General features: G+C 64.1%; 24 protein-coding genes and 1 tRNA gene. 16 read left to right on the top strand and 9 right to left on the bottom strand.

All coding sequences use genetic code 11. The features are described 5' to 3' along the window. Positions 1–79 precede the first annotated feature (79 nt). The 6 genes from pgi to pcnB form a co-directional block, all read right to left on the bottom strand. A complete protein-coding gene (pgi, locus tag J2W94_RS03145) occupies positions 80–1597 on the bottom strand; it encodes a glucose-6-phosphate isomerase (RefSeq protein WP_310090231.1) in 1518 nt (505 codons plus the stop codon). Then, positions 1594–1974 carry an aspartate 1-decarboxylase gene (panD, locus tag J2W94_RS03140; protein ID WP_310090229.1) on the bottom strand — a complete coding sequence of 127 codons (381 nt, stop codon included), beginning with the start codon at positions 1972–1974 and terminating at the stop codon, positions 1594–1596. The genes pgi and panD overlap by 4 nt, the downstream gene beginning before the upstream one ends. A gap of 188 nt (positions 1975–2162) precedes the next feature. Then, positions 2163–3005, bottom strand: coding sequence for a pantoate--beta-alanine ligase (panC, locus tag J2W94_RS03135; RefSeq protein ID WP_310090227.1), 843 nt, complete (start codon positions 3003–3005; stop codon positions 2163–2165). 54 nt (positions 3006–3059) lie between these two features. Beyond that, positions 3060–3872: a 3-methyl-2-oxobutanoate hydroxymethyltransferase gene (gene panB / locus J2W94_RS03130; protein WP_310090225.1), complete on the bottom strand. Its 813-nt coding sequence runs from the start codon at positions 3870–3872 to the stop codon at positions 3060–3062. A gap of 10 nt (positions 3873–3882) precedes the next feature. Next, positions 3883–4377, bottom strand: a complete 495-nt coding sequence (gene folK / locus J2W94_RS03125; protein ID WP_310090223.1) for a 2-amino-4-hydroxy-6-hydroxymethyldihydropteridine diphosphokinase — start codon at positions 4375–4377, stop codon at positions 3883–3885. Next, a complete protein-coding gene (gene pcnB, locus J2W94_RS03120; RefSeq protein ID WP_430540563.1) occupies positions 4374–5747 on the bottom strand; it encodes a polynucleotide adenylyltransferase PcnB in 1374 nt (457 codons plus the stop codon). Before pcnB ends, folK begins: the two co-directional genes overlap by 4 nt. Positions 5748–5845: 98 nt before the next feature. Here pcnB and J2W94_RS03115 point away from each other — a divergent pair. Both J2W94_RS03115 and fdxA read left to right on the top strand, forming a co-directional pair. Then, positions 5846–5920: transfer RNA gene (locus J2W94_RS03115), tRNA-Glu, on the top strand. Positions 5921–6106: 186 nt separating this feature from the next. Then, on the top strand, positions 6107–6430 hold the full coding sequence (fdxA, locus tag J2W94_RS03110) for a ferredoxin FdxA (RefSeq protein WP_093280480.1): 324 nt from the start codon (positions 6107–6109) through the stop codon (positions 6428–6430). A gap of 213 nt (positions 6431–6643) precedes the next feature. Here fdxA and J2W94_RS03105 read toward each other — a convergent pair whose 3' ends face one another. Both J2W94_RS03105 and dapA read right to left on the bottom strand, forming a co-directional pair. Further along, on the bottom strand, positions 6644–7141 hold the full coding sequence (locus J2W94_RS03105; protein WP_310090220.1) for a hypothetical protein: 498 nt from the start codon (positions 7139–7141) through the stop codon (positions 6644–6646). Between the two features lie 57 nt (positions 7142–7198). After that, entirely contained in the window at positions 7199–8107 is a 909-nt protein-coding gene (gene dapA / locus J2W94_RS03100) for a 4-hydroxy-tetrahydrodipicolinate synthase (protein WP_310090218.1), read from the bottom strand. 131 nt (positions 8108–8238) lie between these two features. Here dapA and J2W94_RS03095 point away from each other — a divergent pair, with 131 nt between their 5' ends. The 7 genes from J2W94_RS03095 to J2W94_RS03065 all read left to right on the top strand — a co-directional run bounded on the left by J2W94_RS03095 (position 8239) and on the right by J2W94_RS03065 (position 14628). Next, positions 8239–8814, top strand: a complete 576-nt coding sequence (locus J2W94_RS03095) for a glycine cleavage system protein R (RefSeq protein ID WP_310090216.1) — start codon at positions 8239–8241, stop codon at positions 8812–8814. 4 nt (positions 8815–8818) lie between these two features. Then, a complete protein-coding gene (locus J2W94_RS03090; protein ID WP_310090214.1) occupies positions 8819–9301 on the top strand; it encodes a peroxiredoxin in 483 nt (160 codons plus the stop codon). Positions 9302–9419: 118 nt separating this feature from the next. After that, complete coding sequence (locus J2W94_RS03085; protein WP_310090212.1) at positions 9420–10823, top strand: PhoH family protein; 1404 nt, start codon at positions 9420–9422, stop codon at positions 10821–10823. Between the two features lie 175 nt (positions 10824–10998). After that, positions 10999–11250: a helix-turn-helix domain-containing protein gene (locus tag J2W94_RS03080; protein WP_310090209.1), complete on the top strand. Its 252-nt coding sequence runs from the start codon at positions 10999–11001 to the stop codon at positions 11248–11250. After that, the gene (locus J2W94_RS03075) at positions 11250–12968 is read left to right on the top strand and encodes a SulP family inorganic anion transporter (protein WP_310090208.1); all 1719 of its coding nucleotides are present in this window, start codon (positions 11250–11252) and stop codon (positions 12966–12968) included. The genes J2W94_RS03080 and J2W94_RS03075 overlap by 1 nt, the downstream gene beginning before the upstream one ends. After that, positions 12965–13774, top strand: a complete 810-nt coding sequence (gene thiD, locus J2W94_RS03070; protein ID WP_310090206.1) for a bifunctional hydroxymethylpyrimidine kinase/phosphomethylpyrimidine kinase — start codon at positions 12965–12967, stop codon at positions 13772–13774. Before J2W94_RS03075 ends, thiD begins: the two co-directional genes overlap by 4 nt. After that, complete coding sequence (locus J2W94_RS03065) at positions 13771–14628, top strand: alpha/beta hydrolase family protein (protein ID WP_310090204.1); 858 nt, start codon at positions 13771–13773, stop codon at positions 14626–14628. The genes thiD and J2W94_RS03065 overlap by 4 nt, the downstream gene beginning before the upstream one ends. Here the strand turns inward: J2W94_RS03065 and galE are convergent. Then, on the bottom strand, positions 14577–15629 hold the full coding sequence (gene galE, locus J2W94_RS03060; RefSeq protein ID WP_310090202.1) for a UDP-glucose 4-epimerase GalE: 1053 nt from the start codon (positions 15627–15629) through the stop codon (positions 14577–14579). The genes J2W94_RS03065 and galE overlap by 52 nt on opposite strands. A gap of 251 nt (positions 15630–15880) precedes the next feature. On the opposite strand from galE, the gene tviB reads away from it, so the two are divergent. From tviB to J2W94_RS03025, 7 genes are all read left to right on the top strand, one after another. Then, entirely contained in the window at positions 15881–17170 is a 1290-nt protein-coding gene (tviB, locus tag J2W94_RS03055) for a Vi polysaccharide biosynthesis UDP-N-acetylglucosamine C-6 dehydrogenase TviB (protein WP_310090200.1), read from the top strand. A 91-nt stretch (positions 17171–17261) separates the two neighbouring features. Then, positions 17262–18269, top strand: a complete 1008-nt coding sequence (locus tag J2W94_RS03050) for an NAD-dependent epimerase (RefSeq protein ID WP_310090199.1) — start codon at positions 17262–17264, stop codon at positions 18267–18269. A gap of 94 nt (positions 18270–18363) precedes the next feature. Beyond that, positions 18364–18990, top strand: coding sequence for an XrtA/PEP-CTERM system exopolysaccharide export protein (locus J2W94_RS03045; protein ID WP_310090197.1), 627 nt, complete (start codon positions 18364–18366; stop codon positions 18988–18990). Further along, entirely contained in the window at positions 18990–20576 is a 1587-nt protein-coding gene (locus J2W94_RS03040) for an XrtA system polysaccharide chain length determinant (RefSeq protein ID WP_310090194.1), read from the top strand. The genes J2W94_RS03045 and J2W94_RS03040 overlap by 1 nt, the downstream gene beginning before the upstream one ends. 10 nt (positions 20577–20586) lie before the next feature. Next, a complete protein-coding gene (locus J2W94_RS03035) occupies positions 20587–21366 on the top strand; it encodes a polysaccharide biosynthesis protein (RefSeq protein ID WP_310090192.1) in 780 nt (259 codons plus the stop codon). 22 nt (positions 21367–21388) lie between these two features. Continuing rightward, a complete protein-coding gene (locus J2W94_RS03030; RefSeq protein ID WP_310090188.1) occupies positions 21389–22702 on the top strand; it encodes an outer membrane beta-barrel protein in 1314 nt (437 codons plus the stop codon). A gap of 11 nt (positions 22703–22713) precedes the next feature. Beyond that, a complete protein-coding gene (locus J2W94_RS03025; protein ID WP_310090187.1) occupies positions 22714–24603 on the top strand; it encodes a heparinase II/III family protein in 1890 nt (629 codons plus the stop codon). The last annotated feature ends 212 nt before the right edge of the window (positions 24604–24815 follow it).

Below are 24815 nucleotides of genomic sequence, written 5' to 3'. Positions count from 1 at the left end.
CATTTTGATCTTGATCCTGACTGCCACCGCGAAAATCAAGATGGATACCAGCTTTCGCTGGGATGACGACTGATTTTCTTTAGGCTCGCGCCTTCAGTTCCGCCAGCAGCACCTTGGTGACCGGATCGCTGGCTTCGGCCTCCCCGCGCAGCGCCGGCAGCAAACCGTTCGCTAGCTGCTTGCCCAGTTCAACTCCGAACTGATCGAAAGCATTGATTCCCCACAGCACGGACTGCGCGTAAACGCTGTGCTCGTACATCGCGATCAGCGCGCCCAGGGATTGCGGCGTCAACGCGTCCAACAATATCAACGTGCTGGGCCGGCCGCCGGCATAGGCGCGATGCGGATCTTCGCTGGACTGGCCGTTGGCCAGCGCTTCGGCCTGGGCGAAAAGATTGGACATCAATGCCAGATGGTTTTCCGCGTACGGATCGTCGTTGCGGATGGTGCCAACGAAATCCAGCGGCACGATACCCGTGCCCTGGTGCAATGCCTGGAAGAAACTGTGCTGCACGTCGGTACCCGCCCCGCCCCACCATACCGGCACCGTGTCGCCCTCCACCGGGCTGCCGTCCAACTTCACCGACTTGCCCAGGCTTTCCATCACCAGCTGCTGTAGATAAGCGGGCAGCAAGGCCAGGCGCTGGTCGTAGGTCATCACGCCATGCGCGGCATGGCCGAGAACATTCCGGTTCCACACCGCCGTCAGCGCATGACGGACTGAGATATTGCTTTCCAGCGGCGAATTCAACACATGCGCGTCGAACTCCGACGCACCGGAGAGCAGGCCTTCGAAACGATCGAAACCGATCGCCAGCGCGATCGGCAGACCTACCGCGGACCATAGCGAGTAACGGCCGCCGACCCAGTCCCACATCGGCAGCACGCGCTCGGCCGCGATGTCGAAAGCGGCTGCGGCGCGCTCGGGATTGGCGCTGACCGCGTACAGGCGTTCGCTGCCGCCCAGCCAGTCGCGCAGGATGCCGCCATTGAGCAGCGTTTCCTGGGTGCCGAAAGTCTTGGAGATCAAGATCGCTGCGGTGCGTGCCGGATCGAGCGGCGCCAGCGTGCGCTGCGCGGCGGCGCCGTCCACGTTGGAAAGGAAATGCACGCGGAAACGTCCGCCGGCCGGCTCGCGCAGCGCATCGGCCACCAGCCGCGGCCCCAAATCGGAACCGCCGATGCCGACGCTGACGATATCGGTGATGCCGCTGGCCTCGAGTTCCGCGACCAATGCGCCCATGCGCAGGCGGACCGCACTGGCGGTCGCGTAGGCCTCGCGCGCGATCGCGGCGCCCGAATGGTCGCCGCGCAGCGCCGTATGCAACGCGGCGCGGCCTTCGGTGATGTTGACTTTCTCGCCGTCGAACAAACGCCGGTACGCACCCGTCATGTCGCGCGACCGCGCCAGAGCCAGCAACGCGTCGAGCGCATCGCGGTCGTAGGATTGCCGCGCGAAATTGAAATACAGCGATTCCTGGCGCAGCGCGAAGTCGCGCGCGCGCGCCGGATCCTTCGCCAGCAGCGACGACGAGTGCGCGCCCTGCAGGCGCGCAGCGTGGGACCGCAGCGTGTCGAAACCCGGCTTCATGCTCATGCGGCCTGCTTGGGGATGGAGTGGTTGGTGTGGGTCAGGCGGTTGTCGGCATCCACGTAGACCAGGGTCGGCTTGAAAGCGGCGGCCTCCTGTTCGCTCACGCCAACGAAGGCGGCGATGATGACCAGGTCTCCAACCTGGACATGGCGCGCGGCGCCGCCGTTCAAGGAAAGGATGCCGCTGCCTTCGTCCGCGCGGATCGCATAGGTGCTGAAGCGGCTGCCATTGGTGACGTCCCAGACGTGGACCTGTTCGAACTCGCGTATGCCGCTGGCGTCCAGCAGCAGGCCGTCGATGGCGACGGAGCCTTCGTAGTTCAACTCGGAATGGGTAACGGTGGCGCGGTGGATCTTGGCTTTCAGGAGGCTGAGTTGCATGGCGGAAGAAACGTCGGAGGGAAGCCGAAGTCTACCAAGCAGGCCCCTCTCCCGTCGGGAGACGGATTGGGGTGAGGGGTAATGGAGTACGGATGGTTCAGACATCACTACTCCGTTCCCCCTCATCCGCCCTCCGGGCACCTAGTATCAAGTACGGGGCAGGCTCTTCTCCCGTTGGGAGAAGGGTTTCAGAACTCCAGGTTGTCGATCAGCCGGGTCTTGCCCAGTTTGGCCGCGATCAGCGCCACTTTCCCGGATTTTTCGCCGTCTGCCGGCTCGCTGAGATCCGGACGCCTGATCACGGCGTAATCCACGGCGAAACCCGCCACGGCCAGTCTGCGGGAAGCCTCCGCTTCCACTTCCTGACGGGGCCGTCCGGACGCCGCGGCATCGCGCATCGCCAGCAGCGTCTTGCGGATCTCGGCTGCAAGCGGACGCTCGTCCGCCGACAGATACTGGTTGCGCGAACTCATCGCCAGCCCGTCGCTTTCGCGCACGATGCTGCCGCCCAGAATCTCGATGGGAAAAGCCAGGTCGGTGACCATCTGCCGGATTACCGCCAGCTGCTGGAAATCTTTCTTGCCGAATGCGGCCACGTCGGGCTGAACTTGGTTGAACAGACGCGTGACCACTGTGCAGACGCCGTCGAAGTGCCCGGGGCGGTGCGCGCCTTCCAGCACGCCGCTGACGCCGGGCACGTTGATCCTGGCCGCCAGTTCGACGCCGAACGGATACATGGATTCCACTGTCGGCAGCCACAGCACGTCGCAGCCCGCGCCCTCCAGACCGGTCGTGTCCGCTTCGGGAGTGCGCGGGTAGCGGGTGAAGTCTTCGTTGGGGCCGAACTGGGTCGGATTGACGAACACGCTGGACACCACGCGATCGGCGTACTGGCGCGCCAGCATCACCAGCGAATAATGACCGGCGTGCAGGTTGCCCATGGTCGGCACGAAACCGACCCGCAAGCCCTCGCGCTTCCAGCCATTGACCCGCGCGCGCAGCGCGTCGAGTTCGGTGATGGTTTCGATCATTGCGCTTCCTTATGCGGGCGCCGGCTTTTATTAGGGGTGTTCAGCTGGAAACTTTCAGTAGGAGTGTTCGGCATCGGGAAACGAGCCATCGCGCACCGCTGCGGCGTAAGCGGCGATCGCGCCGGCGATCGAACCGCCCTCGCCCAGGAAATCCTTGACGAATTTAGGCTTGCGGTGTCCTGTGTCGATGCCCAGGAAGTCGTGCAGCACCAGCACTTGGCCGTCGCAATCGGGACCGGCGCCGATGCCGATGGTGGGAACGGGGCTGGCTGCGGTGATGGCCGCGGCCAGCGGCGACGGCACGCATTCCAGCACCATCATCGAGGCCCCGGCATCGGCCACGGCCTGCGCATCGGAACGTAATTTGGCCGCGGCATTTTCGTCGCGACCCTGCACTTTATAACCGCCGAACTTCAGCACCGACTGCGGGGTCAGACCAAGGTGCCCGCAGATCGGAATGTCGCGCTCGGCCAGGAAGCGGATGACTTCGAGTTTGTGGCCCGCGCCCTCCAGCTTCACCATCTCTGCACCGGCCTGCAGCAGCGCGATGGACGCTTGCAGCGCCCGCTCGGGCGTGGCGTCGGACTGGAAAGGAAGATCGGCGATCAGCATCGCGCGGGTTAACCCGCGAGCGACTGCCGCGGTGTGGTAGGCCATCTGCTCCACCGTGACCGGCAAGGTCGAATCGCGGCCCTGCACCACCATGCCCAGCGAGTCGCCGACCAGCACCAGGTCAACGCCGTTGGCGTCGACCACCCGCGCGAAGCTGTAGTCGTAGGCGGTCAGCATGACCAGCTTGCGCTGTTCGCGCTTGGCGGCGGCCAGTGCCGGCAGGGTCCACTTCTTGATTTCGGCGTGTGTGCTCATCGGTTGATTATCACCCTAACGACTCTATGGCCGAGATATCCAGGTTGGACAGAGCATCCTGCGCGCGGCCTTGCCGGGGAATGAGGATATCCGGGGCGATCTCGAGCAAAGGCACCAGGGCGAAGGCGCGCTCGTGCAGATGCGGATGCGGCACCTGCAGACCGGGTTCGCCGATCACCGCATCGCCATAGAGCAGCAAGTCCAGATCCAGCGTGCGCGGGCCCCAGCGCGAGGCCGCCCCGCGTTCGCGGCCGAAATCGCGCTCGACCGCAAGCAAGGCCTCCAGTAAGGGACGCGCTTCGAGCCGCGTTTCCAGCATGGCGGCGCCATTGATGAAGTCCGCCTGCTGTTCCAACCCCCATGCTGGTGTCCGGTACAAGCTCGACGCCCGCAGCAGGCGGGTTTCGGGCAAGTCGGCCAAGGCTTGGACTGCCAAACGCAGGGTCGCGACGGCATCGCCCAGATTGCCGCCCAGGCCGACGAAGGCGATAACGGGAGGAGTCATTCCGTGGCGGGCGCGGCACTGCCGGAACGACGGCGACGGCGGCGACGCTTGGGCGGCGCGGCGTCGTCTTCGGCATAGACGTCCCGGGGAGCGGCCACGCCGAGAGCGGCCGACAGCTCTTCGCCCGACTGGGTCTGGGCTTCACGCCAGAAAGCCACGTCTTCCGCGTGCTCGCTGGACGCGGTCAGTCGCAGCAGCAGGAAATCGTAGGCGGCGCGGAAACGCGGATGCGCCAGCAGACGCATCACCCGCTTGCGCTGCCTCGAACTGAAGCGCGATTGCAGCAGCCAGATTTCCTGCATGGGCAGGGAGAAACGGCGCGGCAAGGCGACCGTGCCGAGCTGGTGCAGGGTCACCCGGTCGGCGGCACGGCGCTGGGCCTCTTCCGCATTCACGCCCTGGGCCTGCAGGCCGATCAACGCGCGGCAATACGCCGGCCACAACAACAACGCGAACAAGAAGGCCGGAGAAACCGGTTCGTCGTTGGCCACCCGGGCATCGGTACCACGCAGGCCCTCCAGCAGCATGCTGCGCAGAGCGCCGCTGCGGTTGGAAGCGAGTGCAGCGGCGGTCTCGGGAAGGATCGCCGGCAACAGACCGAAGCGCTCGAGACCCTCGAAACTGGCTACGGCATTGCCTGAAAGGAACAGCTTCAGCAGTTCCTCGAACAATCTGGCCGGAGCGGCTTCGGAAAGCAGCGGCGCCAATCGCGCGATCGGCTCGGCCGAGGCGGGATCGATCTCGAAACCCAGCTTGGCGGCCAGCCGTATCGCGCGCAGCATCCGTACCGGATCTTCGCGGTAGCGCTGCTCGGGGTCGCCGATCAGCTTCATGCTGCGCGCCTGCACGTCCTCGAAACCGCCGACGTAATCGCGCACCGAGAAATCCTCGATGGCGTAATAGAGCGCATTGGCGGTGAAATCGCGGCGCACCGCGTCGTCCTCGATGGTTCCGTAGACGTTGTCGCGCAACAGGCGGCCGCCTTCATGCTGCTCGCGGTCGCCGCTGCCGTCGTCGACATTGGCACGGAAGGTGGCGACCTCGATGATCTCGCGACCGAACACCACGTGCGCCAGTCGGAAGCGTCGCCCGATCAAACGGCTGTTGCGGAACAGCGCCTTGACCTGCTCCGGGGTGGCGTCGGTGGCGATATCGAAATCCTTCGGGTGCCCGCCTACCAGCAGGTCGCGGACCGCGCCGCCGACCAGATAGCCGGCGAAGCCCGAATCGCGCAGTCGGTACAACACGCGCAGCGCATTGGGACTGATGTCCTTTCGCGAGATGTTGTGCTGGTCGCGCGGGATGACGCGCAGGGAGACGGCGGGTGGGAAGGCTTGCGACGTAATGGTGGCGGGTCCGTCTGTAGGAATGTTTCGGGTGGGTTCCGGGCTGGTTCCGGCCTGTCGGGCATTTGCCGCAGGCACGGACTGGCGAATATACTAGTCCGTCGCGACGCTGCTTACCAAAAGCTCCCTTCGTCTAACGGTTAGGACGTGGCCCTCTCAAGGCTAAAATAGGGATTCGAATTCCCTAGGGAGCACCAAATTCCCTTTCCGCGCCTGGAGCCGGTCGCTCCCGGCCCGGGCAATCGCTGGCAAAGCCCGGCTTCTGGCCGGGCTTTTTTTCGCCTGCCGCTGCGCGATATCGGCGATGCCGCGCAACAGCGCCCTTGCGGCGCTCTAGACTCGCGATGCTCTAAACTTGCCGTACCCCCCATCGGATCGGACCCATGCCCTTCGTCGTCACCGAGAACTGCATCAAGTGCAAGTACACCGACTGCGTGGAGGTGTGCCCGGTGGATTGTTTCCATGAGGGTCCCAACTTCCTGGTGATCGACCCTGACGAGTGCATCGACTGCACTCTGTGCGAGCCGGAATGCCCCATCAATGCCATCTATCCCGAAGACGACGTCCCCGCCGGCCAGGAAGGCTATGTGGCGCTGAACAAGGAATTGGCCATGGCTTGGCCGGTCATCACCGTACGCAAGGAAGCGCTGCCCGATGCGAAGGAATGGGAAGGAAAAACAGACAAGCTGCCGTTGCTGGAGCGCTGAGGGACAACTCCATAGCGACAAACGCTCCAGAGCGTAGGGCGGGCACTGCCCGCCAGCTCTTGTGCCAAAGCGGCGGGCACTGCCCGCCCTACAAGATTGCTTGGCCTTGACGCTGCCATTGCGGGGGCGCAGCAGAGGGAGGCCCCGACAGCGGCGAACAGCAACAAAAAAGGGCGCCCGAGGCGCCCTTTTCGCAATTCTCAACTCGGGCAATCAGCCGCCCAGCTTCGCCTTCAGCGCCGCCATCAGTTTCGGCGCCGATCCCGCTGCGGGAAGGCCGCGCGGATCTACAGCCGACACATAGGTGCCAGCCTCCACCGCTACCACGCGCACCAGGAAGTTGCTGCCTTCGTAGGCGACGTCGTAGCTGCCCAGCAGCTGCGCGCGGCTGGCGATGGTCAGGCCTTCCACGCCCGCCAGCGCGTCGCCGACCTTGGCGAACACCTCATCGCGCGGACCGGCCACGTTGAAACCGGTCGCGGAAGTCGCCACGCCCTGCGGAGTGGTCGGGGCGCCGGTCGGTGGCAGCTGCATGGCGCCGGCGGTGTTGGGCAGGTTGAGATCCGGCGGCACTTCCAGCGGTCTGGTCTCGGCGCTCATTGCGTAGTCCGGATTGCCTTTGCGGAACCACTTGCAACCGGTGACGCCAAGCACGGCGATGGCCAGTGCCGCGATGGCGAGCGGGCGCAGGAACGGGGAATGGGAACGCATGGGTAATCTCCTGGAAGTTCTGGTGTTAAGCCGCGACTACTTCGCGGCTGGCTTGAATTAAGCCGCGACGGCTTCGCGGCCGGATTGTTCTTCTATGACCGCGGTGGCGTCATACAGACGGTCCGCCTCGGCGACATGGGCATCGGAAAGCGGCAACAGCGGCAGGCGCAGGCCCGCACCGTAACCCAAACGCTGCAACAGCGCCTTCACCGGGATGGGATTGGATTCGACGCCGAAGAAGGCATAGAAATCCTGCATCCGCGCATCCTGGCGTTCCGCCGCGGCCCGTTCGCGGCCGCGAGACAGGTCGCAAAGCTTGCGGAATGATCGTGGCAGCGCGTTCGAACCGACCGAGATCAAACCGTCCGCGCCCGCCAGCATGGCGCGGCAGGCCGTGGGATCGTCGCCGCTCAGCACCGCGAAGCTTTCGCTGCGCAGGGCCAGCAAGGCCGACATGCGCTCGGGTTCCGAGCGCGCTTCCTTGATGCCGACGATGTTCGGATGGGAAACCAGTTCGGCCACGGTTTCAGGCAGCAGATCGCAGCCGGTACGGCCGGGCACGTTGTACAGCACCACCGGCAGTCCGCCCTGATCGGCCACGGCATTGAAATGAGCGATCAGCCCGGCCTGGGTCGGGCGCACGTACGGCGGGGTCACCACCAGCGCCAAATCCGCGCCTGCGGCGGCGGCACGGCGGGTCTGCGCGATGGTCTTGGCGGTGTTCATCTGGCCGGTGCCCGCCAAAACGGGGATTCGGCCGGCCACGGTTTCAACCGCGGTTTTCAGCAAAATGTCGTATTCGGCATCGGTCAATGCCGCGGCTTCGCCGGTCGAACCGGCCACGACAATGCCCTGGGTACCGCCATCGAGCTGCTGCCGCAGCAAACGGCGCCAGGCATCGAGATCGAGATCGCCGGCAACCGTGAACGGTGTCGCAAGTGCGGTGATACTGCCGGAGAGGGACAAGCGGTTGCCTTCGGAATGGGGTCGCGCGGATCGCCGCGCACCCTGCGATGTTACTTGCGGCTGGAAAGCGCGGGCAAGTATGCTGGGCTATGCACCAGGCACCTGCCCGGTCGCCATTCAGACTAGAAGTGATGCCTGAAGCCCCACAGACTGATTCGAACGCCCGGCCTTCGCCGAACGAGAACCATCTCCTGATCAACGCCTATACGACGCATCCGGAGTCGCCGCTCCTGTCGGTGACGCGCCGGATCGCCGATAGCGGCTGCAACCTGGTCGATGCGCGCCTTTCCACCGTGGGCCGCGATGTGTCGGTGACCGCGCTGGCGACCGGCTCGTGGGATGCGGTGGCCAAGCTGGAGGCCATGCTGACCCGGCTGGAGCGCGAGGAAGGCCTGAAGCTGGTCTGGTACCGCACCGGCGCCAAAGTCGTTCAGTCCAATCTGCTGCCCTATATCGTGGAAGTGGTGGCGGCGGACAAGCCCGGCATCCTGTTCCAACTGGCCGATTTCTTCGACCGCCAGGGCATCACCATCGAAAACCTGCAAAGCACGCGCTATCGCGCCATGCAGACCGGCGCGGAGATGTTCTCGGCGCAGGTGACCATCGGCGTGCCCGCCAACATGCACATCGCCGCGCTGCGCGACGATTTCCTCGAATTCTGCGACCATTTGAACCTGGACGCGATCATGGACCCGATGAAGTTCTGACCTGATGACAGCAACCGGCACGGCCCTGAGCAAAACCACGCTGAAGCTTCCGCTGGCGCTGTCCGGCGGCGAAACCGCGAAACTCTCCGACTACGCCGGCCAGTGGCTGGTGCTGTATTTCTATCCGAAGGACAGCACGCCAGGCTGCACCACCGAAGGCATCGACTTCAACGCGCTGCTACCGAAGTTCAAGAAACTCAACGCTAGCGTGCTTGGCGTGTCGCGGGATTCGGTGAAATCGCACGACAACTTCTGCGCCAAGCAGGGATTCAAATTCCCTCTCGTCAGCGATGCCGACGAGACGTTATGCAAGGCCTTCGATGTGATCCACGAGAAGAACATGTACGGCCGCAAAGTGCTGGGCGTGGTCCGCAGCACCTTCCTGATCTCGCCGGACGGACGCATCGCGCAGGAATGGCGCGGAGTGAAGGTCGCCGGCCATGCCGAAGCGGTACTGGAAGCACTGAAGGTCGCAAGCAAGCAGTGACCGACTCTTTTTCCTCATTACGTCACTGCCCCGCCCTGCGGGCTGCGGTGGCGCGATGCTGCGCCAGATCCACCTGTTGCACCCGATCCCACACCCCACCCTCCGCGAGGCTGTCTAGATGACCCGAAGCAAGCGCATCTACGTGTTGGACACCAACGTGCTGATGCACGATCCGACCGCGCTGTTCAAGTTCGAGGAACACGATGTCTTCCTGCCCATGCAGGTCATCGAAGAACTCGACAACGCCAAGAAGGGCATGACCGAAGTCAGCCGCAACGCGCGTCAGGTCAGCCGCTTCCTCAACGAGCTGATCGAAGGCGCCGGCGCCGAGCAGATCGACGCGGGCATCGTCCTCAGCCATCCGCAGGGACTGCAGCTCAAGTCGCAGAGCGCGATCGGCAAGCTTTATTTCCAGACCAAGCCGGTGGCGCTGGACCGCACCTTCGGCACCGTCGCTCCCGACAACAAGATCCTCGCCGCGGTATTGGAACTGCGCGAACAGCATCCCGAGGTTCCGGTCATCCTGGTGTCCAAGGACATCAACCTGCGCATCAAAGCCGCGATCAGCGGACTGGTGGCCGAAGACTACGAAAACGACCGCGCGCTCGACGATTTCAGCCTGCTGTTCACCGGCGCGACCGAGCTGTCCATGGACTTCTGGGACCGTCACGAGAAAGACCTGCGCTCGTGGAGCGACAAGGCCGGACGCACCAGCTACGAAGTGACTATGACCGAGGACGAGGACTGGTATCCCAACCAGTTCCTGTACCTGCCTGGCGACGACGAGGTGGAATTCCGCGTCGCCAAGATCGGGACCGACAAGAAAGCGACGCTGGCGCTGGCCGATGATTTCCGTAGCACCCAGCACGCGGTCTGGGGCATCACCGCGCGCAACCGCGAGCAGAATTTCGCCCTCAACGCGCTGATGGATCCGGAAATCGATTTCGTCAGCCTGCTCGGCACCGCCGGCACCGGCAAGACTTTGCTCGCGCTCGCCGCGGGCCTGGCCCAGACCATGGACCAGCAACGCTATCGCGAGATCATCATGACCCGCGCCACCGTCAGCGTGGGCGAGGACATCGGCTTCCTGCCCGGCACCGAGGAGGAAAAAATGACGCCCTGGATGGGCGCGCTGACCGACAACCTGGAAGTGCTGACCCACAACCAGGACGGCGGCGCCTGGGGCCGCGCGGCGACCAACGACCTGCTCGCCTCGCGCATCAAGATCCGCTCGATGAACTTCATGCGCGGCCGCACCTTCCTCAGCCGTTATCTGATCCTGGACGAGGCGCAGAACCTCACCCCCAAGCAGATGAAGACGCTGATCACCCGTGCTGGCCCCGGCACCAAGATCGTCTGCCTGGGCAATGTGGAGCAGATCGACACCCCGTACCTGACCGAAACCACCTCGGGCCTGACCTACGCCGTGGACCGCTTCAAGAACTGGGCGCACAGCGCGCACATAACGCTGCGCCGTGGCGAGCGTTCGCGGCTGGCCGATTACGCGTCGGAAGTGCTTTGACTGCAGATGCCGGGTTGGCTTCCCAGCCCGGCGTTCTGCGCAGACCGATGCCCGACCATTGACTAGCGGCTCAGTCTGGATGATGTTTTATACATCATTATGCATTTACAGTAATTGCACCAGCATGCTTCATATGCTCGAATAAATCCCCTGATCCACTGCCTTAGGGGCGCAAATGATTACTGCCGCGCAATTGCGGGCCGCGCGCGCGCTGCTTGGTATCGACCAGCGAACGTTGGCCGAGATGGCCGGCGTCTCGCTGCCCACCATCCAGCGCATGGAGGCAAGCAAGGGCAATGTGCGTGGCGTGGTCGACACGCTGACCAAGATCATCGAGGCACTCGATGCCGCCGGAATCGAACTGATCGGCAACGAGCAGCCCAGCCAGGGGCGTGGACGTGGCGTGCGCCTGAAGGAACCCGCCTGATGTCGATGGATGCCGCGCAGTACGGGCGCATGTTCGTACCGAAGCTGTACACCGTGCTGCGTGGCGGCTACCGCTGGACCGACTTGCGCGCCGACGCCATCGCCGGGCTCACGGTCGCCATCGTCGCGCTGCCATTGGCCATGGCGCTGGCGATCGCCAGCGGCACCACGCCGGAAAAAGGCCTGTATACCGCGATTATCGCCGGTTTCCTGATCTCCGCGCTGGGCGGCTCGCGAGTGCAGATCGGCGGGCCGACGGCGGCGTTCATTCCGGTCGTGTTCGTGGTGATCCAGAAATTCGGTTTCGGCGGCCTGATTCTGTGCACGTTGCTGGCTGGGCTGATGCTGATCGGCGCCGGCCTGTTGCGCTTGGGTACGCTGATGAAATACATGCCGCAACCGGTGATCACCGGCTTCACCGCCGGCATCGCGGTCAGCATTTTTTCCAGCCAGGTCAAGGACGTGCTGGGATTGCGGATGGAAAGCGTGCCCGCGGAGTTCTTCGCGCGCTGGTCCGCTTACGCTAGGCACATCGCGACCACGCAACCGGCGGCGGTCGCGCTTGCGGTATTGGGCCTTGCCATCATCATCGCGTTGCGGCGCTGGAAGCCGAACTGGCCCGGTTTCCTGATCGCCCTGCTGGTCTGCACCGGCGTCTGCATCGCGTTCGCGATGCCGGCGGAAACCATCGGCAGCCGCTTCGGCAGTTTGCCGTCATCGTTGCCGGTCTTCGATTTTCCGCGCATCCCGTTCGAACGTACTTTCGAACTGTTGCCCAGCGCCTTCACCATCGCCTTCCTGGCCGGCGTCGAATCCTTGTTGTCGGCGGTGGTCGCCGACGGCATGACCGGCGGCCGCCACCGTTCCAATGGCGAACTGGTGGCGCAGGGAGTGGCGAATGTGGGTGCGGCGCTGTTCGGCGGCTTGCCTGCGACCGGCGCCATCGCCCGCACCGCCACCAACATACGCGCTGGCGGGCGTTCGCCGGTGGCGGGCATGCTGCATGCCGCTTTCCTGCTGGTGTTCATGCTGCTGCTGACGCCGTGGATGCGTTATGTGCCGCTGGCCGCGCTGGCGGCGGTGCTGCTGGTGGTGGCCTGGAACATGAGCGAGTACCAGCATTTCCGGCATACGTTGTCGGCGCCCAAAGGCGACCGGCTAGTCCTGCTCCTGACCTTCTTCCTGACGGTTTTCTTCGATCTGACCATCGCCATCGAGGCGGGAATCGTGACCGCGGCCTTCGTTTTCATGTTCCGCATGGCCGATGCGTTCGAAGTCAATTCCGGGATCAAGCTGATCGACGAGAACGGCGACGACCGCGCCAGCGGCGCCGATCCAACGCAACGAGCGCGCCTGCCCGAAGGCGTGGAAGCGTTCCAGATCAGCGGACCGCTGTTCTTCGGTGCGGCCAGCCGGCTGGATGAGCTTCTCGATCAGTTCTTCGACCCTCCACAGGTCTTCATCCTGCGCATGCGTCTGGTGCCGATCATCGACGCCAGCGGCGTCCATGCGCTGAAAACGCTGCTCGACCGCTGCCGCCGCCGCGGCATCGTGCTGATCATCTCGGGCCTGCAGGCCCAACCGCTTGAGGTTGTCCGTAAAATGGGACTGGACCTGCATGAAGGTGGACTGCATTTCGTCGCGGATTTCGAATCGGCGCTGCAGTTGGCCGAAACCCTGCTCGATTCCGGAAAAAACACAAAGGCCACCGACGCTTGAGCATCGTACGACCCCTCTCTGCCTTAACCATCGCCGGCTCCGATTCCGGCGGCGGCGCCGGCATCCAGGCGGACCTGAAGACCTTCGCAGCGCACGGCGTGCATGGGTTATCGGCCATTGCCGCGCTGACCGCGCAGCACACCCGTGGAGTCACTGCGGTGAACGTCCCTCCCGTGGACTTTCTGCGCGCGCAGATCGAAGCCTGCTTCGAGGATTTCGACATCGGCGCGGTCAAGTTGGGAATGCTGGCCAATGCCGACGTGATCGATGCGGTCGCCAACGCGCTGGAGGCGTACAGGCCGCCTTTCGTGGTTCTGGATCCGGTCATGGTGGCGACCAGCGGAGCCAAGCTGTTGGAAGACGCAGCCCTCGATGCATTGCGTCTGCGCCTGGCTCCGCTCGCTTCGCTGATGACACCCAATCTGCCGGAAGCCGAACTGTTGCTGGGCCATGCCATCCCCGATCTTGCAAGCATGCGCGCGGCCGCGGCGGAGCTGCTTTCGCTGGGAGCGGCGGCTGTGTTCCTGAAAGGCGGCCACTTGCCCGACGACGGCGATGTGGTGGATTTGTTCGCCAACGAAGCAGGCATCGTCGAGATCGCGCATCCGCGCCTGCGCATCGAAGCCCATGGCACCGGCTGCACGCTGGCCTCGGCGATCGCGGCGAACCTGTGCCTGGGCCTTGCGCTGACCGAAGCCTGTTCCGCTGCGTCGGATTACGTGCATGCCGCTCTGCGCAAAGGCTACCGTCCAGGACGCGGCGAGATAGTGGTGCTCGACCATTTCGGAGCGGCGCCCGCACGATGAGCATCCAGGAAATCGAACTCCCGCTGTCCACGGACGACGGCCACCGCTACAACCTCATCGCACGCATTCCCGCGCATCCGCAGGCTTCATTGCTCTGGCTGCCGGCGCTTGGCGTGGCGGCACGGCATTACCTTCCGTTCGCCGACGCGCTGGCGGCCAAGGGCGTCGCGGTGTTCCTGCAGGAAATGCGCGGCAACGGCAGCAGCAACCTGCGCCCGAGCCGGCAGGTGGACTGGGGCTATCGCCACATACTGACCCTGGACATCGCGCGCAGCCACGCCGCCTCGGTCGAACACTGCGACGCAAAGCAGCGCATCATCGGCGGCCACAGCATCGGCGCGCAGTTCGCGGCGTGCTATCTGGGCCTGAATTCCGGGGCATTCGACCGCCTGTGGCTGGTGGCCAGCGGTTCGCCGTATTGGCGTACCTTTCCTGCGCCCAAACGTTGCGTCCTCCCCTTCGCCTACCAGTTCGTACCGTGGATCGCCGACCGTCGCGGCGTCTTCCACGGCAGACGCCTGGGTTTTGCGGGCGACGAGGCGCGCAGTTTGATGCGCGACTGGGCGAACGTGGGCCTCAGCAACCGCTACGCGGCTGCGGGCATGCAAGCGAATCTCGAAGCGGCGCTTTCCATGGTCCCTGCGCGAACGCAGGCAGTGCTGTTCAAGGAAGACTGGCTAGCGCCGCGCCGATCGATGCTGGCCCTTCTCGAAAAGATGCCGAGCGCAGCCGCGACCCTGACCCTCCTGGACCGGACAGCGCTGGGCGTACGCGCAGACCACTTCGCCTGGATGAAACAACCTCAGGCAGTGGCCAGAGCCCTATCGGATTCCGTCGAAAACAACGACGCGTAACCTTGCGGATTCAGCGACTGCCAGCGCCAGGCATCGCGGCACATGGCATCGACATCGAACTCGGCGCGCCAGCCCAGCAATCGCTGGGCCAGCGAAGGGTCGGCGTAGACTTCGGCGACATCGCCATTGCGGCGGTCGACGATTTCGTAGGGGATGTTCCGGCCGGACGCTTTCTCGAAGCCACGCACCAGCTCCAGCACGCTGACGCCCTTGCCGGTTCCCAGGTTGACGGTAAGGTTGCGGTCCTCGCGAGCCAGATAGTCCAGTGCGTCGGCATGGGCGCGGGCCAGGTCCATGACGTGGATGTAGTCGCGCACGCCGGTGCCGTCGACGGTCGGCCAGTCGCCGCCGAACACGCTCAGCTTGTCGCGCAGACCCACCGCCACTTGGCAAATGTACGGCATCAGGTTGTTGGGGATGCCGCCCGGATCCTCTCCCACCATCCCCGATTCGTGGGCGCCGACGGGATTGAAATAACGCAGGTTCGCGGATCGGAAAGCCGGATCCGCCCTGCACACGTCGCCGATCAATTCTTCCATCACTAGCTTGGTGCGGCCGTAGGGATTGGTGACCTGCAAGCGCGCGTCTTCGCGGATGGGCAGGCGCTCGGGATCGCCGTAAACCGTCGCCGAGGAACTGAACACCAGGTTGCGGACCTCGGCCTCGCGCATCGCCTGCAGCAGGTTGATAGTGCCGCTGATGTTGTTGTCGAAGTAATCGAGTGGGCGTTCGCAGGATTCGCCGACCGCCTTCAGCGCGGCGAAGTGGACCACGGCATCGAACCGGCGGGTGGAGAACAGTTTTGCGAGCGCCAACCGGTCGCGCATGTCGACACGATGGAAATTGACGGAGGATTCGGTCAGCGTTTCGAGCCGGTGCAGCACCTGCGGGGAACTGTTGCTGAAATTGTCCGCAATGGTCACTTCGTGCCCGCGCGCGGCCAGTACCAGATAGGCATGGCAACCGATATAACCGGTTCCGCCGCAAAGCAGGATGCGCATCGTCGATTCCCCTGGTGGACCGGGCCGCACTCGCCCTGGTACACAGGTTTACGCAATACGGCGGTGGCATCGGACAAACCTCCACGTGTCCTGACCAAGGCGTTTTGCGCGTTCAGTCGGCCATAAGGGGGATTCCGCATCCATCGTGTGCAGCACGCCTGCAGACGGCATCGGCTAGACTCCGTCCGCCTAGACGTTATACGTCTAGATCTCATCAGCATGTCCACCTATAGACGAGAGCCACCTTCCGTATGGATGCCGCACTGCCTTCGCGCGACCAGATCAGCATCGCCGTCATCGGCCTGGGTTATGTGGGCCTGCCATTGGCAGCCACCTTCGGACGCCGCTTCAAGACCCTCGGCTTCGACATCAACGCCAAGCGCGTCGCCGAATTGCGCCAGCACCACGACCATACGCTGGAGGTTTCGGAACAGGAACTGCGCGAAGCCCGTGATCTCAGCTTCGCCAACGACCCCGAAGAACTGAAGGGCTGCAACGTCTTCATCATCACCGTGCCCACGCCGATCGACGAATACAAACGGCCCGATCTGCGGCCGTTGGAATCGGCAAGCCGCACGGTGGGCCGCGCGATCGCCAAGGGCGGCGTGGCGATCTACGAATCCACGGTCTACCCGGGAGCGACCGAGGAAATCTGCGTGCCGATCATCGAGCGCGAATCGGGCCTGACTTTCAACCGGGATTTCTATGCCGGCTACAGCCCCGAGCGCATCAACCCGGGCGACAAACAACACCGCCTGGAAACGATCATGAAGGTGACCTCAGGCTCGACCCCCGAGGCCGCGGACTTCATCGACGACCTGTATCGCCAGATCATCACCGCCGGCACCCACAAGGCTTCCTGCATCCGCGTCGCCGAGGCGGCGAAGGTGATCGAGAACACCCAGCGCGACGTCAATATCGCCCTGATCAACGAACTGGCGCTGATCTTCCACCGTCTGGGCATCGACACCCACGAAGTGCTGGAAGCCGCCGGCACCAAGTGGAACTTCCTGCCTTTCCGCCCTGGTCTGGTCGGCGGCCATTGCATCGGCGTGGACCCCTATTACCTGACCCACAAGGCCCAGCAGATCGGCTACCACCCCGACGTGATCCTGGCCGGGCGCCGCATCAACGACGGCATGGGTAGCCATGTCGCGCGCCGCACCGCCAAACTGATGGCGCAGCGCAACTTGCAGACCACCCAATCCAATATCTTGATCCTGGGCCTGGCGTTCAAGGAAAACTGCCCCGACGTACGCAATACCCGGGTCGTGGATATCGTGGCGGAGCTGCGCAGCTACAACGCCAACGTGCATATCCACGACCCGTGGGTGAATGCGGACGAAGCGCGGCACGAGTACGGCCTGGAAATGATCGGACAGCCCGAACAGGGCAAGTACGACGCGATCATCCTGGCGGTGTCGCACCGCGAGTTCATCGCCCTGGGCGCGGAAGGCATCCGCGCCTTCGGCAAGCCCGACGCGGTCCTGTTCGACGTCAAGCGCGCCCTTCCGCGGCAGAGCGTCGACGACTGCCTGTGAAAGCGGCTACCGCCCGTCTGCGTGTGGACTGCTATCTGCCGAGAAGCCGCCTGCCGTAAACTTGCACCCGCGATCCACGGAGATGTTCTGAATGCGCGTACTGGTCACCGGCGCCGCCGGCTTCATCGGCTCACACCTGAGCCAGCGCTTGCTGGCCCGTGGCGATGAGGTGCTGGGTTACGACAACCTCAACGCCTACTACGACCCGCGGCTGAAACAGGCGCGGCTGGACAGGTTGCTGCCACTGGAAGGTTTCAGCTTCGTACAAGCCTCGCTGGAAGACCGCGCCGCGCTGGAGGCCGCCTTCGACGAATTCAAACCGCAACGCGTGGTCAATCTGGCCGCACAGGCCGGCGTGCGTTATTCGCTGGAAAATCCGCAGGCCTATGTGGACAGCAATATCGTCGGCTTCCTCAACATCCTGGAAGCCTGCCGCCATCGCGGCATCGAGCATCTGGTGTACGCCTCTTCCAGCTCGGTCTATGGCGCGAACAAGAAATTGCCGTTCGCGGTGGAAGACAGCGTGGACCATCCGGTCAGCATGTATGCCGCCACCAAGAAGGCCAACGAACTGATGGCCCACACCTACAGCCATCTGTTCAACCTGCCCACCACCGGCTTGCGGTTTTTCACGGTCTACGGGCCATGGGGGCGCCCGGACATGGCGCTGTTCCTGTTCACCCGCAAGATACTGGCGGGCGAACCCATCGACGTGTTCAACCACGGCCACCACACGCGCGACTTCACCTACGTCGACGACATCGTCGAGGGCGTGATCCGCACGCTGGACCGCGTTCCCGGGCCGGACCCGACCTACGACCCGCTGCATCCCACTCCAGCCAGTTCCACCGCGCCCTATCGCGTCTACAACATCGGCAACCACCAGCCGGTGCAGCTGCTGCGCTATATCGAAGTGTTGGAGGAATGCTTGGGCCGCAAGGCCGAGCGCAACCTGCTTCCGTTGCAAGCCGGCGACGTGCCCGACACCTACGCCGATGTCAGCGCCTTGCAGCGCGATACGGACTATTCGCCCTCCACCTCCATCGAAACCGGCGTGCGGCGCTTCGTGGACTGGTATCGGGACTTCTACGGAACCTGAAACCGATTCAGGTTTCCCCTGCCCGGAACGACATGTGTCCGGAACAGCACGCCTTCAGCGTTTTAGTTGACGTGACCAACACAGGGGAAATGGAATGTTGCGCTCTATTGCTGGCCTGACGGCTGTCTGCCTGTCGCTCTTGTTGACCGCTTGCGCTAGCAGCGGCCGCACCGGAGCTGCGCCTCCGCCTGTCCAGGCGACCGCCACCGCTGTCGACTCCTACAAGATCGGCGTCGACGACATCGTGCAGGTGTCCGTCTGGCGCAACCCGGAACTGGGTATCACCGTACCGGTCCGTCCCGACGGCATGATCTCGGTGCCGCTGGTGGGCGACGTGGCCGCAGGCGGCCACACGCCGGCCGAAGTGGCCAAGGACATCCAGCTCAAGCTGGCCAGTTTCGTTCGCGATCCGCAGGTCGCCGTGATCCTGACCGACCTCCGCAGCCACGAATATCTGTCGCGCGTCCGCGTCACCGGCGCGGTGCGGCAACCGATTTCCATTCCCTATCGGCCGGGCATGACCGTGCTCGACGCGGTCCTGGCTGCGGGTGGCGTGACCGAATTCGCCGCGGGCGATCGCTCCGAGCTCTACCGCAAGTCCGGCGAAGGCACCGAAACCTACGCCGTGCGCCTGGACAAGATCCTCAATCGCGGCGATCTGTCGACCAACTTCCCGGTATCGCCGGGCGATGTCATCACCATTCCCGAGCGCACGTTCTGATGAGCGCAGAAGCACTTCCCGGACGCCGTTCTACGGCCGTCAACCGGCCTTCTACCGCCCTTGCCCCGAACGAGATCGTACCGATCCTTCTGAACGAAGGGCGCCGCCACACGCTGGCGCTGGTCGCGGTCTTCGCGGGCATCGCCTTGCTGACCCTGTTCGCCGGCCTGTTCCTGTTGCCGAAGAACTACACGGCCTCGACCACCATCCTGGCTCAGGAAAGCGACATCATCCAGCCGCTGCTGGAAGGCCGCGCCGTGGCCACCGGCGTCACCGACCGCGCGGGCATCGCGCGCCAGGTGATCTACAGCCGCAAAGTCTTGGAAGACGCGCTGAAGACCGGCGGCTGGCTGGAAGACAATCCCACGCCACTGCAACGCGACCGCTTACTGGAAGAGTTGAAGGAGCGCATCACCATCCGCGCCTCCCGCCCCGATCTGGTCGAGATCACCTACCGCGATTCCGACGCACAGCGCACCTACAAGGTGACCGAGCGCCTGGGCGCGATGTTCATCAAGGAAAGCCTGGCTACCAAGGGCCGCGAAAGCCGCGAGGCCTACCAGTTCATCGATGCGCGCGTGAACGATTACCACAAGAAGCTCACCGACGCCGAAGACAACCTGCAGAAGTACCGCTCCGCCAATGCCGACGCGCAGCCTGGCAGCGCTACCGACGCCAGCACCCGTATCAGCGCGTTGCGTACCCAGGTCGAGCAGACCCGGATGTCGCTGCTGGAACAGCGGTCGCGCGAAAGCGCCATCACCTCGCAGCTTTCCGGCGAATCGGCGGTCACCGCGGTGCAGACCCGCGAAAGCCTGTATCGCGGACAGTTGCTCGAACTGCAGAGCCAGTTGGATCGCCTGTTGCTGACCTACACCGAGCAATACCCGGACGTGGTGCGCATCCGCCACCAGATGGCCGATATCCAGCAGGCGATGCGCGATGAAGAGCAGCGGCGCGCGACCGCGCCGAAAAGCGCCAGCCCGTTCGACGACGCGCAGATGAATCCGTTGTACCAGGAACTGCGCAGCCAGCAGGGACAGGCCCGCCGCGAAATGGCCGCCACCCAGTCGCGCATGGGCATCGCCGAATCGCTATTGGACGAAGAACTCGGCCGCAGCCGCCGCATCGCCGCGTCGGAAAGCGCGCTGGCCGAGCTGACCCGGGACTACGAGGTCAACCGGGACATCTATCAGGACCTGCTGCGCCGGCGCGAAAACGCGCGCGTCTCGATGGAGCTGGACCGTGAGGAGCGCGGCCTGACCCTGCGTGTGCAGGATCCGGCGATCATGCCGCTGCGCCCCACCGGCCTGCGTTTCCTCCATTTCGCCATCGCCGGCCTATTGATGGCGGTCGTCGTTCCGCTGGGCTTGCTGTTCTTACGGGTGCGCTTCGATCCCCGCATCCGGTCGGCCAGCCAGTTGCAGAAGATTTCCGATCGCCAGCTGCTGACCGTGGTGCCGCTCTACCGCACTCCGCGCGACCACCGTCGCCTTCGTCTTCGCCAGGCGATGAGCGTGGGAATCCTGTTCGTCGTCGTGCTGGCGTACGGACTGGCGTTCGGCTTCAAGCAGATGATGGCCTGACGTGAACGCCATGAACCGACAAGACAACCTGGAACCGATCGTGGAACCGACAGTGAATCAGGAAACCGAACATTCGCAAGGGGCCATCCGCCGCATAGACGCGGCCCGCTCGCTCGCGCTGCTCGACGAACCGAAGGCGCTGACCACGCGCGAACTGGAAGACCGCCGCGTCATCCACCGCAACGATTCGGTGCGCGAACAAGCCGACGCGTTCCGTGAGCTGCGCACGCGTCTGCTTGCGGCCGGCGGCGAACGCAACTTCATCACCCTGGTCGCCCCCATCAGCCATGGTTGCGGCGGCAGTTTCGTCGCGCGCAACCTGGCCGCCGCGTTCGCTTTCGACGACACCAAGACTTCTCTTCTGATCGATTGCGACGTCCTGCACCCTTCGCAGCACACCGCCCTGCGCGTGGACATGGCTGGCGGCGGACTGATGGACTACCTGGACGACAGCTCGCTAGACGTGGCCAGGATCCTCTACCGCACCGGCGTACCGCGACTGCGCTTGATCCCCAGCGGTCGCCAGCGCGAAACCACCGGCGAAGCCTTCAGTTCGTTCCGCATGCGCGCCATGATCGATTCGGTGCGCAGCCGTTATGCGGACCGCTACCTCATTCTGGACAGCCCCTCGGTGCTCGGTTCGCCCGACGCTCGCATTCTGTCCGAGCTGGCCGACATGGTCGTTCTGGTCGCCGGCTATGGCCTGGTGACGCCGGACAAGATCGAAGCGGCGCTGGCGAGCTTCCCATCCGAGAAGCTGGCTGGCGTCGTTTTCAACCACCTGCCCTGAAGCATCCGCAAGGAGAAGGCGCATGCAACCAAAATACCAATGTGCCTACCTACGCGTGTCGGTCATCGCCGCCTCGATCCTGGCGTGCATGCCCGGCACGGCCTTGGCGGCACGGGTGGACTACACCGTGGACCTGGGCATGGAGTGGAACGACAACGTCACCCTGGCGCCATCGGATCCCATCGATCAGCGCTACCTGCGCAGCGGCCTGGGCTTTCTGGTGACGGAAACCAATTCGGCGGTACAGGCGCACGCGGATGGGCGGATCGAATACCGCGATTACGAAGACGATATCTTCACCGATACCGTCGATGGCACGCTGTCGGGCAGCCTGAACTGGATCGCGATCCCGCAACGATTGTTCTTCCTCGTCGAAGACAATCTATCGGTGCAGCCGGTCGACGCGTTGGTGCCCGATGCGCCCGGCAACCGTCAGCAGGTCAACGTGTTTTCCGCCGGCCCCACCCTGCTGTTCAACTGGTCGCCGACGCTGCAGGGACAGGCCGAAATTCGCTACGTGAACAGCGACGCCGAAGTCACCGACGAGTTCAATTCGCAGCGTCTGGCCCTGGCCCTGCGCACCATCAAGGAATTCAGCCCGACCAGCCGGGCCTCGTTGAACGTGCAAGCCCAACGCGTCGATTTCGAAGACGACGTCGTGGCCCGCGACTACAACCGCTACGACATTTTCGGTCGGTATTCTCGGACCCTGGCGCAGTTCGAACTGGGAACGGACCTGGGTTATTCCAGGATCGATTACCGGCAAGGCGAATCGCGCTCGGACCCGTTGTTCCGCTTCGACGCGACCTGGAACCCGAGCGAACGCCATCACCTGACCGTGCTCGCTTCCAGCCAGTTCTCCGACACCGCCGTCGACGCGCTGAGCAGCATCGAAGCCGATGCCACGATGCCCGAGAACGTACTCACGGGCGATGCCATCGTGAACGCGTCGCCCTATGAGGTACGCAGCCTGGAGATGGAATACGGCTTCACCAATATCCGTTTCGACTTCATGGTCGCGCCGTATGTGCAGAAGCGCAATTATGTGGATTCGGACGAGTTCGACCAGGACAACCATGGCGTGCGCACAGACTTCCATTGGAGACTGCGACGGACGTTGACTCTGGGGCTGTATGGGACTTACGAGAGCCTGGACTACACGCAGCTGGACCGCCAGGACGACACCCTGCGCGTTGGCGCCACCTTGCGTTACCACTGGGCGCCCCGCTGGAGCGCGGGTTTGGAATGGGAACGCTACAAGCGCGACAGCACAGCCGCAGGGCAAAGCGTCTCGCAGAACCTCGTCTACCTGAGCATCTCGTATTCCAATCGCTGAGGAGGCGCGCCATGAGCCAGCAGTCGGTCCCGGCGAACGCATCGTCACGCAGGCACGGACGCGGCTGGTCCAGCGCTTTTCTGTTGTGCCTGGCCATGATGGCCGCGGCCATGGCCCAGTGCAGCGAGGCCGGAAACAGCCAGGCCTCTGCGCCCTCCACGGCGCCGCAGACGCCGACGCCAGAATCTCCTCCGCCCCCTTCGCCCCCGCCGGCTACCGATAGCGCGCCCGCGGCGCCGGCAGGCGCCAGCGGTTTGAAGATCGACCTTTCATTCGTCGACAAGAAGTCCGCCGCTTATTCGCGCTTCAAATCCTATGTCGACTCGGCGGTGGCTGGCAGTCCCGGCTATGCCTTCGCGGCGAGCGACGCGGCGCTGATGTTCCGGCTTTCCGGTGGCGCCAAATATTGCAAGCTGGCAGTCGCCATGGTGGAGAAGCAGGTGGCTGACGCCGAGGCCGCGATCGCGTCGGGCGGGCGTCCGGAGATTTCCGGCGACTCCTATCTCGAAGTAGGCCCGAATATCGCCGACCTGGCCCTCACTCTGGACAGTTGCGCCACCGATATTCCGGCCGACCAACGTAAGCGCTGGTCCGCCTACGCCGAGCAGGCGGTATGGAACGTGTGGCATCACGGTTCGGCGCAATGGGGCGGGAAACCGCACCCATGGACGGGCTGGTCCACCGACAACCCGGGCAACAACTATTACTACAGCTTCCTGGAAGCCACCATGTATTGGGCGTTGGTAAGCGATAGCCAGACCTGGATGAAGGATCTGCGCGAGCGCAGATTGCCGCCGCTCAAGGCCTATTTCGCGAAGTTGCCCGGCGGCGGTAGCAGCGAGGGTACCGGTTACGGCGCGGCGCATATGCGCCTGTATTCGCTTTACCGGCTATGGCGCGACAGCACCGGTGAAGACCTCGCCAACGCCAGTTCGCATGCGCACGACAGCATCGCTTACTGGGTGCACGCCACCGTTCCGACTCTGGACCGGTTCGCGCCCATCGGCGACCAGTCCCGCAACTCGGTGCCGGAGCTGTACGACTACCATCGGCGCCTGGTGCTGGAAGCCCGGCAACTGACGAACGAACCCGAAGCCTTGAGCATGTCCTCGTGGTGGTTGAACGCCATTTCCGTGCCCAGCATGAGCGGCGGTTTCAATAGCCGCTACGACCTGCTTCCGGCCGGCAAAGGCGGCGACCCGCCGACGCGATTGACCTATCTTGCCGAAGGCACTGGGCACCTCTTCGCCCGCACCAGCTGGGACAAGGATGCGATGTGGGTGTCCTTCGTGGCCGGACCCTACAACGAAAGCCATGCGCATCAGGACCAGGGTTCCTTCACCCTGTTCGCGCGCGACTGGCTGGCGGTTACCGAGAACATCTGGAGCCACAGCGGCATCCAGCAGGGCACCGAAGTCCATAACGTCGTTCGCTTCGAGCGCAGCAACGGCAGCGCGAGCCAGTGCGCCGCTCCTGGCGGGGACTTGATCGTGCACCAGTGCGAAAGCGCCGAATCGCGTTCCAAGCTGACGGTTGTTCCTGGCACCGACGGCGGGTTTTCCGCGACCGCCGATCTCACCCCGGTCTATCGCGGCAATCCGGCCCTGGGAAGCTGGCAACGGAAACTGGACTTCTCCGGACGCAAGCTGACCGTGCGCGATCAATTCAAACTCGGCGCTGGAACCCGCGCCATCTTCCAGATCAACGTACCGGTGGAGCCGAAGGTCAACGGCAACGAAGTTGTGGCCGGCGGACTGAGGGTGCGCGTACTCGAGCCCGCCAACGCCACCATCAGCGTCCACGACTGGCGCAAGGTGGACGGCCAGGAGTTCCGCAGCGGCTGGCGCATCGACATTGCCGGTGGACAGACCGGCTATCTGGTCGAACTCGGGGAAAAATGACGCTGGTCACGGTTTTCTAGTGACATGTGCCCCAACCATGTCCATCGGGCCGTTTTCGGCCCGGATTCTAACCCTGACGCCAGCTGAACAAAGCTGTTTCAGCGCAATTAACCTGTCCTGTAATGTCGGCTGAAGCCGTTATGATGCGCCCGCCGATGCGTTTGTATGGGCTAGGGGGAGCCAGAGCGAAACGACAATAATCCTATTGTCGT

Source organism: Pseudoxanthomonas sacheonensis, from assembly GCF_031455975.1.
GTDB classification, from domain to species: domain Bacteria; phylum Pseudomonadota; class Gammaproteobacteria; order Xanthomonadales; family Xanthomonadaceae; genus Pseudoxanthomonas_A; species Pseudoxanthomonas_A sacheonensis_A.
Note: the sequence above shows the minus strand (reverse complement) of the source record. Positions and strands in the feature narration are given on the sequence as shown.